We start from the raw sequence: 14,368 nt of genomic DNA, 5'->3' as shown, positions 1-14,368 counted from the left end.
CGGTGCGCGATCTGGGCTCTCAGGTAGTCCTCGCGATCTCATTTATTCCGTAGACTCTGATCTACCTCACCACCGCCGTGGCCGATAGAGGAGCCGATTGTAGACTTAGGCTTGTTCGTGTCACGTCTTCGCAGGTTCCGCGACCGCCAGGAGGACTCATGTCTTGTGTCACCGGCGACGTGCAAGCATTTGAAGCCCACGCAACTGACGCTGATCTTGATGATCTGCGCAGACGATTGGCTGCGGCGCGGCTGCCGGAGGCCGAGACGGTCTATCGCGCCGCGCCAGACCCTCGCCGATGGGAGCAGGGCGTTCCTCTCGCCGATCTGGTCGATGTCGTGAACTACTGGCGCACCGGGTACAACTGGCGGTCATTCGAAGAGCGACTTAACCGCATCGGCCAGTTCCGCACGACCATTGATGATCTGGGAATCCACTTCCTGCACCGCCGATCCGCGCGCGCAGATGCTACTCCTCTGATCCTGACGCATGGCTGGCCAGGCAGCATCGCTGAGTTCATCGATGTCGTCGACGAGCTGGCAGATCCGAAAGAAACAGATGTGCCGGCGTTCCACGTCGTCGTTCCGTCGTTGCCGGGCTTTGGGTACAGCGACAAGCCGGCCACCACCGGGTGGGGGATCGGAAAGATCGCCGCTGCATGGGTGGAACTGATGGGACGGCTCGGCTACAGCAAGTTCGCCGCGCACGGTGGCGATTGGGGAGGTGTGATCACCACGGTACTCGGCGGCAGGTTCCAAGAGCATGTCCTCGGCATCCATACAACGTTGGCTCAGGCACCGCCGGGGTTGGCCACGGATGGGCTGACGGCGGCCGAGCTCGAGTGGACTGAGGAAACCCGCGATTTCTGGAACCACCGCGCGGCGTACGCGAAGCAGCAGGCGACCCGACCTCAGACCATCGGCTACTCGCTCGTTGATTCGCCGGTCGGGCTCCTTGCCTGGATTCTTGACAAGTTCGCTGAGTGGACGGATACCAAAGACAGCCCGTTCGAGTCGATCTCCATCGACAGGATTCTTGACGACGTCACACTGTATTGGCTGACGCGGACCGGCGCATCGGCGGCCCGTATCTATTACGAAAGTCACGGTGGTATCAACGCGCTGGACCCCGAGCTTCGGGTCGACGTCCCCTCAGCAATCAGCATGTATCCCAGCGACATCGAGAAGTGTCCGCTCGCCTGGGCACAGGAGCGGTACCGACAGATCGTCCGATGGAAGTCGCCCGAAATCGGGGGACACTTCCCGTCGCTGGAAGTTCCCGAGTATTTCGTTAAGGATCTGCAAGAGGGTCTCGCGGCGGTGCTGGCCGCTAATCGGTGAACGCGGCTCAGCGGCCCCGTCGCTCAAGGACTGAGGTCGAGACCCGGGCCCTGGTAAAGGATGGGCGGGACGAGTCACTCAGTAAGCCGGCGGCGGAACGGTGCGGTGCGCCGAGGCGACTGAATCAAACCCTGTCTGAAGGCAGCTGCTGTAGCCGCCACGCGATTATCTCGCGGAGCAGCTCGATCGGGAGCGGGGCATCATGGCGCAGCTGGATAGCGTGTTCGGTGGTTCCATGTGCGGCCAACTCTGTCGAGAAATGCGCGATCGCGTCGGGAGTCGGATAGAACCCGATGTGGCGCTTTGTTCCGGTGAAGAAGAACAACGGCTCGGTGCCGAGTTTGAAGGTCGGCATACGCCAACTGATCGATTCGACCGCTTCATCGGGCACGGCCGACCGGATCAGTTCGTACACGGTCAGCAGCCGCTGCCGGACATCACCGTCGTACCCGTCGATGTACTCGATGATCGAACTCGCTGTCATGGTGCTCTCCCGCTTCGTCGAGGTTATGTGGGGCGTCGGTCGTATCTTGGGCGTTGGTGCACGCCGATCACATCTACAGCTGTCGGGCCAGGAAGCGGGTTGTCCCGACGCTCCCACCCGGATCATTGGCGTACTCGGATCTGCAAATGCACTTGACCATAGGACCGAGAGAATTCCGAAGGGATGATTCTTCACAGGACAGTCTCTCGTCTCTGGGGCTGGCAATACACGCAATTGGGCCGGTTCGGATGTCAGTCTTTCTTTAGTTCCTCGGCGAGCATCACGAGGATTCCACTGGGGCCGCGGAGGTACGTGAGTTTGTAGACGTCCTTATAGGTCGCCACACCGCGTAGCGGATGGCATCCGTGCTTTGCAGCTATCTCGAGGGCCCCATCCATATCGTCTACCGAGAAGGCCACCCGGTGCATTCCAATGTCGTTGGGACGAGCCGGCTGCGATTCGATCGCTTCGGGATGGATGTATTCGAAGAGCTCGAGCCGGCCATGACCGTCCGGGGTCTGTAGCATCGCGATCTTGGCGTGGTTTCCATCAAGTCCAACGGCAGTATCGGTCCACTCGCCGCTGACCGTATCCCGACCTATCAGGGCAAGACCAAGATCGGTGAAAAAGGCGATTGCTGCTTCGATGTCGCGAACAGCGATACCCACATTCTCAAATTTGATGGCCATGCGTTGAAAGCTATCAAGACGGAGCGATTAGCTCCAGTGGCGGATTCAGAGCGTGAAACGGCTCGACCGGCGGGCGTTGACGGTACTACCGTTGAGGTGGAGGCCCGGATGGACGAGTTCGAGGAGTTACTGTCCACGGCGCGGACGGCGTACGCCCGCGGGGACTGGTACGCCGCTCACCGGAATTTCACGCAGGCGCGGATATTCTCGGAGCTGCCGACCGAGGATCTGAGCCTGCTGGGCAGTTCTGCTTGGTGGGTAGGACAGGTCAGGGAGTCGTTGGAGATTTCCGAAGAGGTCTACCACCGGTTCAATGACGACGGCGATGTCCTGAGTGCCGCCAAGAAAGCCTTGAACCTCGCGCTGCTGTGGTTCATCAGGGGTGACCTGGTCATAGCCTCCGGCTGGGTCAACCGGGCCAGAAGAATCCTGACGCAACTGCCCGAAGACGTGGATCACGGCTACCTTGTCTACTTGGATGCAACGGTGGCGCTGGACTTCGGGAACCTCCAGCCGGCGCGGGATGCTGCGGTGACGCTCCAGGAGATGGGGCACCGGCTGCGGGCTCCAGCCCTGACATCGTTCGGCCTGGTACTCGCAGGGCTTGCGGACGTGCACAGTGGCAGTACGGCCACGGGCTTTGCCCAGCTGGACGAAGCAATGTTGCCGGTGCTGGCCGGTCAGGTGCCGCCGGAATGGGCCGGAGATATTTACTGCACAGTTATCCATGCCTGCCATGCGCTGGCTGACTTGTCCCGGATGCGGGCCTGGACCCAAGCGACTGAGCAGTGGTGCGAGCAATTCCACGGCGAGGCGATCTACTCCGGCATCTGCCGGATCCACCGGCTTCAGCTGCAGAGCGCGGAAGGCGGGTGGGATGCCGCTGAAGAGGCTATCGAACGGACCGGGTCGGAGCTTGTTGGCCGGAACAACTGGGTTGCGGGGGAGGCCTACTACCAGTTGGGCGAGATCCGTCGTCTGCGCGGTGACCTAAGCGGCGCCCGTGGAGCCTACGCGCGGGCACAAGAGCTGGGCTGTGAGCCGCAGCCCGGTGAGTCCCTTCTCCAGCAGGCTGTAGGGAAGCAGGACGCCGCGTGGGCCGGCCTTTGTGCTGCGTTGGCGGGGCGGGACCGGCTGGCCTGCGCCAGGCTGCTGGAATCCGCCGTCGAAATCGCCCTCGCTCTCGGCCTCCAGGAGGAAGCAGAGCGGTTATGCGGGCAACTGGAAGAAACTGCAGCCGTGTTCGCTACAGCGGGTTTCCGCGCGTGGGCCGGCCAGGCCAGGGCTGCCGTGCTGATCGCGCAGTCGCGGCACGAAGAGGCTCTGCCAGTGCTGCAGAGCGTCGCGCGAGAGTACCGCGGACTGCACGCGCGGTACGAAACGGCCAGAGTCTACGAGCTGCTGGGGCGGGCCCACCGCGGGCTGGGAGAAACCGGCACTGCTGCCGCGGAGACCGCTACCGCGCTGGCCATTTACCGGGAACTTGGCGCGCTGCCGGATGTCCAGCGGCTTGATGGCCGGCGCTTGCCCGGCGGATTAACGGAACGGGAGACCGATGTGCTTTTTTTCATCGCCGCCGGGGCCAGCAACAAGGATGCGGCGGATGCCTTGTTCATCAGCCAGAAAACGGTCGGCCGCCATCTGGCCAATATCTTCGCCAAGATTGGTGTGTCAACGCGGACTGCTGCCGCGGCATGGGCACACGAGCATGGGTTGCCTTTGCGCCGGTAGGCAATGGAGCGAGCCAGCGACGCTGTCTGCATGACCTGCACCAGTCACCCCGGGAACAAGATGGGTAATTCGCCCGACGCGCAGGCCTCGTCCGCTTCGTAGCGTTGATAGTGAACTATTCGAACGGACGCCTAAGGAGAATCGGTCATGGAAATCGACCTGATGGTTCTGGCCGGCGGCGTTTCCACCATCATCTTTGCCGGCAGCGTCATGCCCATGATTGTGAAAGCTGTGCAGACGAGGGATCTGGCCTCATACAGTTTGGGGAACCTTTTGCTGAGCAACATGGGCAATCTGGTCCATTCCGTTTATATCTACAGCCTGCCGGCGGGCCCCATCTGGGCATTGCACGCCTTCTACTTGGTCACGACTGGATTCATGCTGGCGATGTACATACGACACGAATCGCTGGGCAGGAAGCGCTCGCCTAGTTCGACCCCCGCAACGGCGGGCACGATGCAGGATTCGCCCGAGGACGGGCGCTCATGCGAATTCCAACAGTCACCTCAATTGGGCAGCACCAGCTCCCAGTAACCGGAGAAAGAACAATGACCATTGAGCAAGGAACACCACTGCAGGCTTCCGCTAATCAGGAACCTGACACTGAGGCAATCGAGGCGTTTGTCGGACGTTTCGTGGGTATCCTCAACGATGCTGCGATCGCGATGCTGACCAGCGTTGGTCACCAGACGGGGCTCTTCGAGACCATGGCAGGAATGCCGTCCGCCACGAGTGAGCAGATTGCTGATGCGGCAGGTCTCAACGAACGCTACGTTCGCGAATGGCTGGGAGGCATGACCACGGCGCGCGTTGTCACCTACGACCCGGCGGCCAAAACGTACCGGCTGCCACGCGAACATGCGGCCGTGCTGACCAGCGCAGCGGGTCCGGACAACATGGCCATCCTGATGCAGCACATCTCGATGATGGGCGAGGTGGAACAGAAGATTATCGAGCGGTTCCGGACCGGTGGTGGCCTGTCGTACGAGGACTACCCGCAGTTTCACCAAAACATGGCAGAGACCAGTGCAGCGGTGAACGATGCGGCTTTGCTGGATGTGATCCTGCCGTTGGTTCCTGGACTGCCGGAAAGGTTGCGGGCAGGTCTAGCCCTCGCCGACGTTGGCTGCGGTGCCGGGCATGCGGTCAACCTCATGGCACAGGCATTCCCCGCCAGCCGCTTCATTGGCTACGACTTCTCGGAGGAAGCTGTCCAGAGCGCGCGAAGCGAGGCGGAACAGCTTGGGCTGGCCAATGCAGCCTTTGAGGTTCTCGATGTAACCAGGCTCGACGTAGAGGCGGGCTTCGACGTCGTGACAGCATTCGATGCCATCCACGACCAGGCGCATCCTGGCACGGTGCTGCACAACATCCGCCGTGCCCTGCGGCCGGACGGCGTCTTCCTCATGGTGGATATCAAGGCATCCAGCAAGGTGGAGGAGAACATGGACATGCCGTGGGCCAGCTACCTCTATGCCATCTCGACGTTCCATTGCATGAGCGTGTCGCTGGGGCTCGACGGCGACGGACTGGGTACCGCCTGGGGCCAGCAGCTTGCGCTGTCCATGCTCGATGACGCGGGTTTCGGCACTGTTGAAGCCAAGGACGTCGAATCGGATCCGTTCAACACCTACTTCATAGCCCGGACTTAGAGCGCGGCCAGCAGCCGTTTCACCTGCCGCTTGGGGATGGGGCGGAAGCCGGCGTCAAGATAGCGTTGCCGGACGCGCCGTTCGGCCCGGAAGAGCGCCCAGCCGCGCTTGAGCAGGAAAGGTACGGGTTTGCGGTGCTCCCGCAGGTCGCGCACGAGGCGGCGCACCGCCGTCGTAAGAGGGGAAACCTGGATGAAGATGGGCTCCACAGGGACGCCGAGACCCAGCAGCGGGGCCAGCACGGCGTCGGCGAAGATCCCTTCGGCAATCACGGGGCCCTCGGCCAACCGGACGGAGCGGTGGCCGGTGTAGCTGGAGGTGGCAATCGAGTACTGGGGCACCTGCGTGCTGCCGGTCTGCAGCAGTCTCAGCATCGCGCGGGCGGCTGCATCGCTGTTCCAGGTGTCCGGATGGTCCCAGTCGATTTCTTCGTACGCCGTCTGGGGCAGCGGCGACTGCGGGGTGTGTTCGCTGATCTCCCGGTAGAAGCTGTCCAGCTCCACATGCGGGCGGCCGAAGCGCGCGGCCAGGTAGGACTTGCCGGAGCCGGAGGCGCCGCCGAGCAGGACGAGCGGGATGTGGGGAGAAGGCACAGGCCCATTATTGCGTGCGTGGGCCGTACACGTCCGATACTTGCGAAATCCGCGGCACCAGGGGAGTTCTTGGAGCGGTGGAATGATCCGGGGCACCGCTACTGTTGGATAGTGTGTCTGGGCGTCGGCGGCGGAGAGTGGCCCGCGCAGCCCGAAGGAAAGCAGGAGTGGACATGGTCAAGGCGACCTGGAACGGAGCCGTCATCGCGGAATCCGGCGAGACGGTCATGGTAGAGGGCAACCATTACTTTCCCCGCGGAAGCGTGAATGAGGAGTTCCTGCTTCCCAGCGACCGGACTACCGAATGCGCCTGGAAAGGCACGGCGCACTACTACAGCCTTGAGGTCGCGGGGGAGCGCAATGCTGACGCCGCCTGGTACTACCCGGATCCGAGTCACGACGCCGGAAACATCCGTGGCCACATGGCCTTCTGGAACGGAGTCACCGTTGGCGACTGAACTGGCCGGAGAACCTCAACTGGAAGCGGCGGCTGCGACGGCGCCTGATGCCGCCCGGAGCCTGGACTGGACGCGGCAGGAATCTTCCTTCGGTGCGAGGGAGGACCTGCTGTACGGGCTGACCATGCTGGATGCAGCCAAGAAGGGCCGGTTGGGGCCGGCCCTGCGGCTGTACCGTCCGGTGCCGACCGTTGCCTTCGGCCAGCGGGACGCGCACCTGCCCGGGTTCGACGAAGCCGCCGCACGCTGCCGTGCCTTGGGTTTTGAGCCGCTGGTGCGTAAAGCCGGCGGACGCGCTGCCGCCTATCATCAGGGGTGCCTGGTACTGGACCATGTGGAGCCTGAACGCGATGCAATCGTCGGGGCGAAAAGCAGGTTTTCCCAGTTCGGTGAACTTCTGGCCAAGGGACTGCGGGATGCGGGCCTGATCGCGCGTGTCGGAGAGATCCCGGGAGAGTACTGCCCCGGGGAGTTCAGCATCCACGGCGACCATCCGGAGGACGCCACGATCCAGATCAAGGTTGTGGGAACTGCGCAGCGGGTTGTATCCGGAGCCTGGCTGTTTTCCTCCGTCGTCGTTGTTGAAAATTCAGCTCCGCTGCGCGAAGTCCTCATCCAAAGCTACGATGCGCTCGGCCTGGACTGGGATCCGCGCACTGCCGGTGCGGCGGAGGACCTGCTGCCGGGACTGGACGTGGACAAGGTCACGCAGGCGCTGCTAGACGCGTTCGGTACCTACGCGGAGACGCGGGAAATACCGTTCGCGGACCTTGCATCCGTCGCCGAGGTCCCCGGGTCTGCCTCGTAATCCACAAACGGACGACGACGGCTGCCTGCCTTGGGAGCAGGAAGTTCCGGACACGCCCACCCAGCAGTTGTACGGCACACAGCCCGGGCTATGACCGGCAGGGAACAGCAAACCCGGAGCACCTGCGAGTTTCCTCGCAGGCACCCCGGGCAGCTTTCCCCGCAGTTGTCAGTGGCCGCGGGCGATCCACTCGTCCAGCTGCGGTGCCTCGGCGCCGATGCTGGTTGAATCGCCGTGTCCGGTGTTCACCTTCGTTTCCGCCGGCAGCGTCAGCAGCCGCGACTTGATGGAATCGATGATGGTCTCGAAGCTGGAGTAGCTTCGTCCGGTTGCGCCGGGGCCGCCGTTGAACATGGTGTCGCCGCTGAACAGCACGTTCTCCGACTCCAGGTGGAAGCAGACGGATCCGGGGGAGTGGCCAGGAGTATGCAGCGCTCGCAGTTCCGCCCCGGCTACCTGGAAGGTATCGCCATCATTGATCTCATGGTCCGGTGCGGAGTCGGGGAAGATGGCGTCCCACAGCATGCGGTCGGCTGCATGCAGGTATACCGGTGCCTTCACCAGGTCCCGCACTTCGCCGACGGCACGGATGTGGTCGTCATGCCCGTGGGTCAGCAGGATGGCCTTGACCGTCCGGCCTTCCACAGCCTGGGCCACAGCTTCCGGATTGTGCGCCGGATCAATGATGATGGCTTCTTCGGCATTGCCGACGATCCACACGTTGTTGTCGACGTCCCAGGTGCCGCCGTCCAGCGAAAAGGTCCCGGAAGTGACGAGGTTTTCGATCTTCACGCTCATGCGACCTCGACCACCGAACGCAGCACCTTGCCCTCGTGCATCTTCTCGAAGGCTTCCTCCACCTGGTCCAGGCCGATGCGCTCGGTGACGAAGGCATCGAGATCCAGGTTGCCCTGCTTGTAATGGCTGACCAGCATCGGGAAGTCGCGGCTGGGCAGGCAGTCGCCGTACCAGGAGGACTTCAGCGAGCCGCCGCGGCCGAAGACGTCGAGCAGCGGCAACTCGATCTTCATGTCCGGCGTAGGAACGCCGACCAGCACCACGCGGCCGGCCAGATCGCGGGCGTAGAACGCCTGCTTGTAGGTCTCAGGGCGGCCAACAGCTTCAATAACGACGTCGGCGCCATTGCCTCCGGTGAGGGCCTGGATCGCCTCGACCGGATCCTGCTCCTTCGAGTTGACGCCATGCGTAGCGCCCAGGGACTTGGCCAGTTCCACCTTGTTGTCGTCGATGTCGACGGCGATGATGGTCGTCGCGCCCGCCAGCTTGGCGCCCGCGATGGCTGCGATGCCCACGCCGCCGCAACCGATTACGGCCACGGACTCGCCGCGCTTGACCTCGCCGGTGTTGATCGCCGCGCCGATGCCGGCCATGACGCCGCAGCCGAGCAGGCCCACGGCGGCGGGGTCAACGTCGTCGTCCACCTTGGTGCACTGGCCCGCGGCGACCAGTGTCTTCTCGGCGAAGGCACCGATACCCAGGGCAGGGGACAGCTCGGTGCCGTCTTCCAGAGTCATCTTCTGGGTAGCGTTGTGGGTGTTGAAGCAGTACTGCGCTTCGCCGCGCTTGCACGCCCGGCACTCGCCGCACACGGCCCGCCAGTTGAGGATGACACGGTCACCCGGTACAAGATCGGTGACATCGGGGCCGATGGCGCTGACCACGCCGGTGGCTTCGTGTCCGAGCAGGAACGGGAAGTCATCGTTGATGCCGCCCTGCTTGTAGTGCAGGTCCGTATGGCAGACGCCGCAGGTGAGGATGTCCACCAGCGCTTCCCCCGGACCCGGATCCGGTACCAGAATGGTTTCGATGGATACCGGGGCATTCTTTTCTTTGGCAATTACTGCCCGAACTTTATGAACCATGCCTGGGTCGTTCCTTTCCGCGGAGTCATCAGGTCGGCCGGTCGGCCGTATCACCATCATCTTAGGCAGCCATGTAGGGCCGATCACAATTACCAAAACGATTGTTATGGAAACTGCGGCCGCTGTCTACCTTTCACGCCCAGGGCCGATCGGAACGAGGTCTTCGTAGCAGGCAGTTTTAAGTAACAAACCGCGCCGGAGCGTCATCTGCGCTCCAGCGCGGTTTGCGGAAAGTGTGCGGGTCAGGCCGCGAGACGTTCCTGCACCTCGGCGAGCGAGGGATTGGTTGCGCTGCTGCCATCCGGAAAGAGCACGGTCGGCACCGTCTGGTTGCCTTCGTTGATTTGTTCCACCAGCTCCGCGGTGCCGGGTACGTTTTCGATGTTGATCTCCGTGTAGCCGATGCCCTTCGCATCCAGCTGTGTCTTCAGTCGGCGGCAGTAGCCGCACCAGGACGTGGAGAACATGGTGATGGTGCCGGCTTCCGGGGTGTATTCCAAGGTGACTCCTTCGCAGAACTGGATTTAAAGGTGCAAACGGCGGCGGTGCCGCAAACATTCCCGCCGCCCGTGCGCACAATGGCAGACTGGAGATATGTGCGGACGATACGTCATGGCAAGGGCCGTCGGTGACCTGGTGTCGGAATGCGGCGCCGAAGCTCCGAGGGACTTCGCCCTGAAGGAGTCCTACAACGTTGCGCCCACGGATGACGTGCCGATCGTTCTGGAGCGGCTGATCGACGGCGCCGTCCGCCGCCAGCTGCACATCGCCCGCTGGGGCCTGGTACCGCGCTGGGCCAAGGAGATCTCCGTCGGGACGCGTTCCTTCAATGCCCGGATTGAATCCGCCGCGGAGAAGCCGACCTTCCAGGACTCTGTCCATACCCGCCGCTGCGCGGTCCCGGTGGACGGCTACTACGAGTGGAAGAAGTTCGGCGCCAAGACCAAGCAGCCCTACTTCGTGCACCGCGGGGACCATGCGCCGATTTTCTTCGCCGGACTGTACGGCTGGTGGAAGGACCCGTCCAAGGCACCAGGTGCAGGGGACGCTTGGCTGCTCTCCACGACCGTGCTGACCGCGCCGTCGCCGCCGGCGGATAGCGGCTCACCGGTCCTGCAGGAACTGGCAGGGCTGCATGACAGGTACCCGGTGCCGATGGACACGGACACCATGAACGCGTGGCTGGACCCCACCGTCAGGGACGGGACGCAGCTGCTGGATATGCTCCGGAACAGGGCGTACGACGCCGCCGCTGACTGGACATTGGAACCGGTAGGTTCCGCTGTGGGCAACGTCCGCAACAACTCGCCGGAACTGATCCTCCCGCAACCCTCGCTGCTGGATGGTTAACCGGCGGCACCCAAGTGGACGGCGCCGTCGTCGTCGATCCTGAATCCGGGGTTGTAGACGATGTCCCAGCGGTAGCCGTCAGGATCGGCGAAGCAGCCGCTGTAACCGCCCCACGGCTGGCTGCGTGCCGCGGAAACAAGGGTGGCGCCGGCGGCGAGCGCCTCTGCGATCAGATCATCCACGTCGCCGGGACTGGCGACGTTCTGGCCCAGCGAGACCGGGATGGCCGGTGCGCCGTCGTTATGGCCGACGTCTCCGTATTCGCTGCGCATGCTCACCACGTTCCAGAGCCCCAGCATCTGGCCGTGGGCAATCTGGACGAAGAAGATTTCGCCTTCTTGCTCGAACAGCGGTTCCCAGCCCAGGCCGTCGATGTAGAAGCGGCGGGCAGCGGCAACGTCCCGCACTCCGAGGGTCAGGGCCGTGACGTGAGGTCTCATGCCTCAATGGTCTCCGGGTGGGAGGCGGACGGCAAGAAGCCCGGCCGGATCCGGCAACCGCTGCTGCGGTGCTCGGAACCCGGCCGGGCTCTTGTCCTTGGGTTACTCCTGTCTCTGGTTACTCGGCGATCATGGTGAAGATGTTGAAGCCAGTTCCGATCTGTACACGGGGGCTCAAACCACTGCCGTTGCCCGGGTAGAGCCAGAGCCTGCCGTCGGTATGGCGGGCAATCACATCATTGTTGGTGTTCCCGGCATCGAACGCGCCTGGCCCGACCAACGAGGTCATGGAGTTCCAGCCGCTTGAGCCGATCATCGAGCGTGCGCTGAAGCCACCGGTTCCGTTGCCTGGGTACAGGTAGAGCCTGCCGTTGCTGTCCCGTGCGATCATGTCGTTCGTGGAGCCTGCATCGAAGGTTCCAACGCCGACGAGATCGGTCATGGCGTTCCAGCCGCTGGCCCCGGCCACAGACTTGGTATCGAAGCCACCGTTGCCGTTGTTCGGGTAGAGCCACAGCTTGCCGGCACTGTCACGGGCGAGCAGATCAGGAGTGGTGTCACCATTGAAGTCGCCCGGAACGACGAGCTGCGACATCGAGTTCCAGCCACTTGCACCGATCAGCGTGCGGCCCGAAAGCCGGCCGTTACCTGCACCGGCATACAGCCAGAGCCTGCCGGAGGTATCGGTTGTAATCAGATCCGCCCTGGTATCGCCATTGAAGTCACCGGGCATCAGCAGCGAAGTCATGACGTTCCAGCCGCTGCTTCCAATGTTGATCCGCGGAGCCAGGGTCCCGTTACTTGTGCCGTTATAGAGCCAGAGCTGACCATCGCTGGTGCGGCCGATGTAATCCGCGTTCCGGTCACCGTTCATGTCCTTCTGAACGCCTGTTCCCAGCGGTCCCGCCGTGGTGTTGATTCCCCAGCCGTGAACTGCGGGCGTGCCGACGTTGCCGGCACGGTCAACGGCGCGGACCTTGAAGGTGTATACCCCGTTGACTTGGTCATCGTACGTCTTGCCTGAAGCGCAGTTAGGCTCCCAGGCCGAGTTGGACGGCATCAGCTGGCAGTCATAGCTGCTGTTGGCCTCATTGCTGCCGAAATTGAACGTAGGTGTCCTATCCGCTGTGGGATTGGACGGCGTCGGGGCGGCGATGGTGGCCGTTGGCGCAACGGTGTCTACCGTGATGGCGACTGGGGTCGACGTAAGGAACTCCGGGGCTGTCGGATCTGTGGCGAATGCCGGGTTGGCAATACGTGCCTGGACCCGGTGGACGCCGTCGCTCAACGGGGTGGCCAGCGCGAGGCTGTAGCTGCTGCCGGTGCTGGCAGCGGAAGCAGCCGGTGTGGCAGCGCCGTCGACAATCAGATCCACGGTGCTACTGGTTCCGGCGGCGAGGCTGCCCGAAAACGTCGGTGTGGCGACATTGGTGGTGTTGTCCGTGGCGGACCGGCCGCTATCACTGGCGGCTGCCAGGTCAGGGGTGCTAGGTGCTCCGTCGACTTCATCGGAAAGCACGCCTTGGATGGCGAAGGTGTCAACGGTGAGTGTGTTGACGCCCGGGCCTCCGGCATTGGGCCCTGTCACGGTCACGGAGTTGTTGCCGGATGGTGCGCCTGTAACTGCCGTAAAAACGGCGGGATCTCCAAGCCGTCCCGCAGGTGCATTGACTTGGCGGAGGAAGGTCGCGGTAGTACCTAGCTGATACTGGCCCAGGAAGGCGTCACCGACCGCATCCCAGTTACACGGGTTTCCGGCGGAGGGCTCACAGACACCGCTGTCGATGGTTTCGTTGATGCCGCCGGTGCCGTCCCTCTCAGCAACCGCTTCAAAGGTGTGGACGCCGTAGGGGTGGGTGATGGTGTATTGCTGGCCTGCAACGAGGTTATTGAGGCGGAACCGTAGCCGGGCAAAGCCGATTTGTTCCCCAGGGACGACGGCGTCATTGGCATGCGCACCCTCGAGAGCGGCTTCGTACAGGCCGAGGTTTCCGTTGGCGGCCTCCGCATGGAACCAGAAGGCTTCATCCGGGAAGTTGTCAGGGTAGGAAGCGGGGCCTGCGTTCGGCTGGGGGGAGACGCAACCGTCTTCCGCCGTGTAGCAGTACTTGAGTTTGACGGTTCCGTCGGAGTACCAGGTGGGGTATCCGTGCTGCGGGTCCACGTCGCCCCTTCCCGCGAGTTCGGCATGCGCCGGTATCGCGGCAAGCGGGGTGAAGGCGGCCGCAAGCATGGCGGCAGCCGTCAGGGAAGTGACAATGCGTTTCCGGGTCGGGCTAGGTTGTAATTCTGCCCTTGGTGCGAGTGACATGCTGGGCTCCTTGTGAGGTGTCCCCCTCGGACACCTTTACTTCTAGGTGTTACTGGTAGCGCGGGATGCGCTGAGATAACTGTGAGCCTCGGTTATTGGATAAATCTTGGAGTGCCCGGACATTTTGTCGGTGGTGGTTTATAAGCTCATCTTTGAATCGAACACGTATTCGAATAGAATGATGAGGTCAACCATTTCGATCGGCGTGTCGGCAGGAGCATGCCTTGAAATGTTGGCCCGTATTTCCAGAAGAAAGGGGACTGGAACATGGGTGTTTTCAGTGAATCAGTAGAAGTTGTTTGTTCTCCTGCCGGCCAGCCGATCAGATTGCGGTGGCAGAACCGGACCTGGCATATCGCCGCGGAACCGGTGCGTTGGTACGAGCGCCGAAAATGGTGGGCCGAAGAGCTCCGGGCCGAACGTGGCAGGGGAGCAGGGCTTGTGGACCATGAAATCTGGCGGGTCCAGGCACGGCTGAACAGCCGCTCGGAACTGCGCACGCTTGATCTTTCCCATCAGGCAGATACCGGACGCTGGCGGCTGATCAGGGTCCACGAGGCACTGCAGCGCCTGAGCGCTTAATACGTTCCTGTCCCGTTGTCCGCGAAAGCTTCTTGCCCCGTCTCTCT

General features: G+C 62.8%; 16 protein-coding genes. 8 read left to right on the top strand and 8 right to left on the bottom strand.

What is annotated here, in order from left to right:
* Positions 1-158: 158 nt before the first annotated feature.
* A complete protein-coding gene (locus J5251_RS15610) occupies positions 159-1,340 on the top strand; it encodes an epoxide hydrolase family protein (RefSeq protein ID WP_208574541.1) in 1,182 nt (393 codons plus the stop codon).
* A 124-nt stretch (positions 1,341-1,464) separates the two neighbouring features.
* Here J5251_RS15610 and J5251_RS15605 read toward each other — a convergent pair whose 3' ends face one another.
* Together J5251_RS15605 and J5251_RS15600 are read right to left on the bottom strand one after the other, a co-directional pair.
* Positions 1,465-1,824 (bottom strand): iron chaperone, encoded by a 360-nt coding sequence (locus tag J5251_RS15605; RefSeq protein WP_208574539.1) that lies wholly within the window; start codon positions 1,822-1,824, stop codon positions 1,465-1,467.
* A 251-nt stretch (positions 1,825-2,075) separates the two neighbouring features.
* Complete coding sequence (locus J5251_RS15600; protein WP_208574538.1) at positions 2,076-2,513, bottom strand: VOC family protein; 438 nt, start codon at positions 2,511-2,513, stop codon at positions 2,076-2,078.
* A gap of 36 nt (positions 2,514-2,549) precedes the next feature.
* Here J5251_RS15600 and J5251_RS15595 point away from each other — a divergent pair, with 36 nt between their 5' ends.
* The 3 genes from J5251_RS15595 (at position 2,550) to J5251_RS15585 (ending at position 5,896) form a co-directional block, all read left to right on the top strand.
* Entirely contained in the window at positions 2,550-4,244 is a 1,695-nt protein-coding gene (locus tag J5251_RS15595) for a LuxR family transcriptional regulator (RefSeq protein WP_244250690.1), read from the top strand.
* Positions 4,245-4,391: 147 nt separating this feature from the next.
* Positions 4,392-4,778, top strand: coding sequence for a hypothetical protein (locus J5251_RS20385; RefSeq protein WP_240792877.1), 387 nt, complete (start codon positions 4,392-4,394; stop codon positions 4,776-4,778).
* Positions 4,779-4,792: 14 nt separating this feature from the next.
* Entirely contained in the window at positions 4,793-5,896 is a 1,104-nt protein-coding gene (locus J5251_RS15585) for a class I SAM-dependent methyltransferase (RefSeq protein WP_139003418.1), read from the top strand.
* On the opposite strand, the gene J5251_RS15580 is transcribed toward J5251_RS15585, so the two are convergent.
* On the bottom strand, positions 5,893-6,489 hold the full coding sequence (locus J5251_RS15580; protein WP_139003419.1) for a uridine kinase family protein: 597 nt from the start codon (positions 6,487-6,489) through the stop codon (positions 5,893-5,895). The two genes, J5251_RS15585 and J5251_RS15580, sit on opposite strands and share 4 nt — an antisense overlap.
* Positions 6,490-6,662: 173 nt before the next feature.
* Between J5251_RS15580 and J5251_RS15575 the strand changes: the two genes are divergently transcribed.
* Both J5251_RS15575 and J5251_RS15570 read left to right on the top strand, forming a co-directional pair.
* Positions 6,663-6,947, top strand: coding sequence for a DUF427 domain-containing protein (locus J5251_RS15575; protein WP_208574536.1), 285 nt, complete (start codon positions 6,663-6,665; stop codon positions 6,945-6,947).
* A gap of 1 nt (position 6,948) precedes the next feature.
* The gene (locus J5251_RS15570; RefSeq protein WP_432264427.1) at positions 6,949-7,755 is read left to right on the top strand and encodes a lipoate--protein ligase family protein; all 807 of its coding nucleotides are present in this window, start codon (positions 6,949-6,951) and stop codon (positions 7,753-7,755) included.
* Positions 7,756-7,923: 168 nt separating this feature from the next.
* Here the strand turns inward: J5251_RS15570 and J5251_RS15565 are convergent, their stop codons facing one another.
* The 3 genes from J5251_RS15565 to J5251_RS15555 form a co-directional block, all read right to left on the bottom strand.
* Positions 7,924-8,553 (bottom strand): MBL fold metallo-hydrolase, encoded by a 630-nt coding sequence (locus J5251_RS15565; RefSeq protein ID WP_139003421.1) that lies wholly within the window; start codon positions 8,551-8,553, stop codon positions 7,924-7,926.
* The gene (locus J5251_RS15560; RefSeq protein ID WP_139003422.1) at positions 8,550-9,638 is read right to left on the bottom strand and encodes an S-(hydroxymethyl)mycothiol dehydrogenase; all 1,089 of its coding nucleotides are present in this window, start codon (positions 9,636-9,638) and stop codon (positions 8,550-8,552) included. The genes J5251_RS15565 and J5251_RS15560 overlap by 4 nt, the downstream gene beginning before the upstream one ends.
* 242 nt (positions 9,639-9,880) lie before the next feature.
* Positions 9,881-10,138 carry a mycoredoxin gene (locus J5251_RS15555; RefSeq protein WP_074703397.1) on the bottom strand — a complete coding sequence of 86 codons (258 nt, stop codon included), beginning with the start codon at positions 10,136-10,138 and terminating at the stop codon, positions 9,881-9,883.
* 94 nt (positions 10,139-10,232) lie between these two features.
* On the opposite strand from J5251_RS15555, the gene J5251_RS15550 reads away from it, so the two are divergent.
* On the top strand, positions 10,233-10,988 hold the full coding sequence (locus tag J5251_RS15550) for an SOS response-associated peptidase (protein ID WP_139003423.1): 756 nt from the start codon (positions 10,233-10,235) through the stop codon (positions 10,986-10,988).
* Here the strand turns inward: J5251_RS15550 and J5251_RS15545 are convergent.
* A complete protein-coding gene (locus tag J5251_RS15545) occupies positions 10,985-11,428 on the bottom strand; it encodes a VOC family protein (protein WP_139003424.1) in 444 nt (147 codons plus the stop codon). The genes J5251_RS15550 and J5251_RS15545 overlap by 4 nt on opposite strands.
* Before the next feature lie 118 nt (positions 11,429-11,546).
* Complete coding sequence (locus tag J5251_RS15540) at positions 11,547-13,739, bottom strand: Ig-like domain-containing protein (RefSeq protein WP_139003425.1); 2,193 nt, start codon at positions 13,737-13,739, stop codon at positions 11,547-11,549.
* A 267-nt stretch (positions 13,740-14,006) separates the two neighbouring features.
* On the opposite strand from J5251_RS15540, the gene J5251_RS15535 reads away from it, so the two are divergent.
* Complete coding sequence (locus J5251_RS15535; protein WP_074702206.1) at positions 14,007-14,321, top strand: DUF6504 family protein; 315 nt, start codon at positions 14,007-14,009, stop codon at positions 14,319-14,321.
* Positions 14,322-14,368 lie beyond the last annotated feature (47 nt).

Origin of the sequence: Arthrobacter crystallopoietes (assembly GCF_017603825.1) — a bacterium.
Classification (GTDB): Bacteria; Actinomycetota; Actinomycetes; order Actinomycetales; family Micrococcaceae; genus Crystallibacter; species Crystallibacter crystallopoietes_B.
This window is presented reverse-complemented; position numbering and strand designations above follow the sequence as displayed.

Coding starts and splice junctions, on each gene's coding strand:
- J5251_RS15600 (WP_208574538.1), bottom strand. CDS start 2,513: ATGGCCATCAAATTTGAGAATGTGGGTATCGCTGTTCGCGACATCGAA.
- J5251_RS15610 (WP_208574541.1), top strand. CDS start 159: ATGTCTTGTGTCACCGGCGACGTGCAAGCATTTGAAGCCCACGCAACT.
- J5251_RS15550 (WP_139003423.1), top strand. CDS start 10,233: ATGTGCGGACGATACGTCATGGCAAGGGCCGTCGGTGACCTGGTGTCG.
- J5251_RS20385 (WP_240792877.1), top strand. CDS start 4,392: ATGGAAATCGACCTGATGGTTCTGGCCGGCGGCGTTTCCACCATCATC.
- J5251_RS15545 (WP_139003424.1), bottom strand. CDS start 11,428: ATGAGACCTCACGTCACGGCCCTGACCCTCGGAGTGCGGGACGTTGCC.
- J5251_RS15540 (WP_139003425.1), bottom strand. CDS start 13,739: ATGTCACTCGCACCAAGGGCAGAATTACAACCTAGCCCGACCCGGAAA.
- J5251_RS15585 (WP_139003418.1), top strand. CDS start 4,793: ATGACCATTGAGCAAGGAACACCACTGCAGGCTTCCGCTAATCAGGAA.
- J5251_RS15535 (WP_074702206.1), top strand. CDS start 14,007: ATGGGTGTTTTCAGTGAATCAGTAGAAGTTGTTTGTTCTCCTGCCGGC.
- J5251_RS15575 (WP_208574536.1), top strand. CDS start 6,663: ATGGTCAAGGCGACCTGGAACGGAGCCGTCATCGCGGAATCCGGCGAG.
- J5251_RS15605 (WP_208574539.1), bottom strand. CDS start 1,824: ATGACAGCGAGTTCGATCATCGAGTACATCGACGGGTACGACGGTGAT.
- J5251_RS15565 (WP_139003421.1), bottom strand. CDS start 8,553: ATGAGCGTGAAGATCGAAAACCTCGTCACTTCCGGGACCTTTTCGCTG.
- J5251_RS15560 (WP_139003422.1), bottom strand. CDS start 9,638: ATGGTTCATAAAGTTCGGGCAGTAATTGCCAAAGAAAAGAATGCCCCG.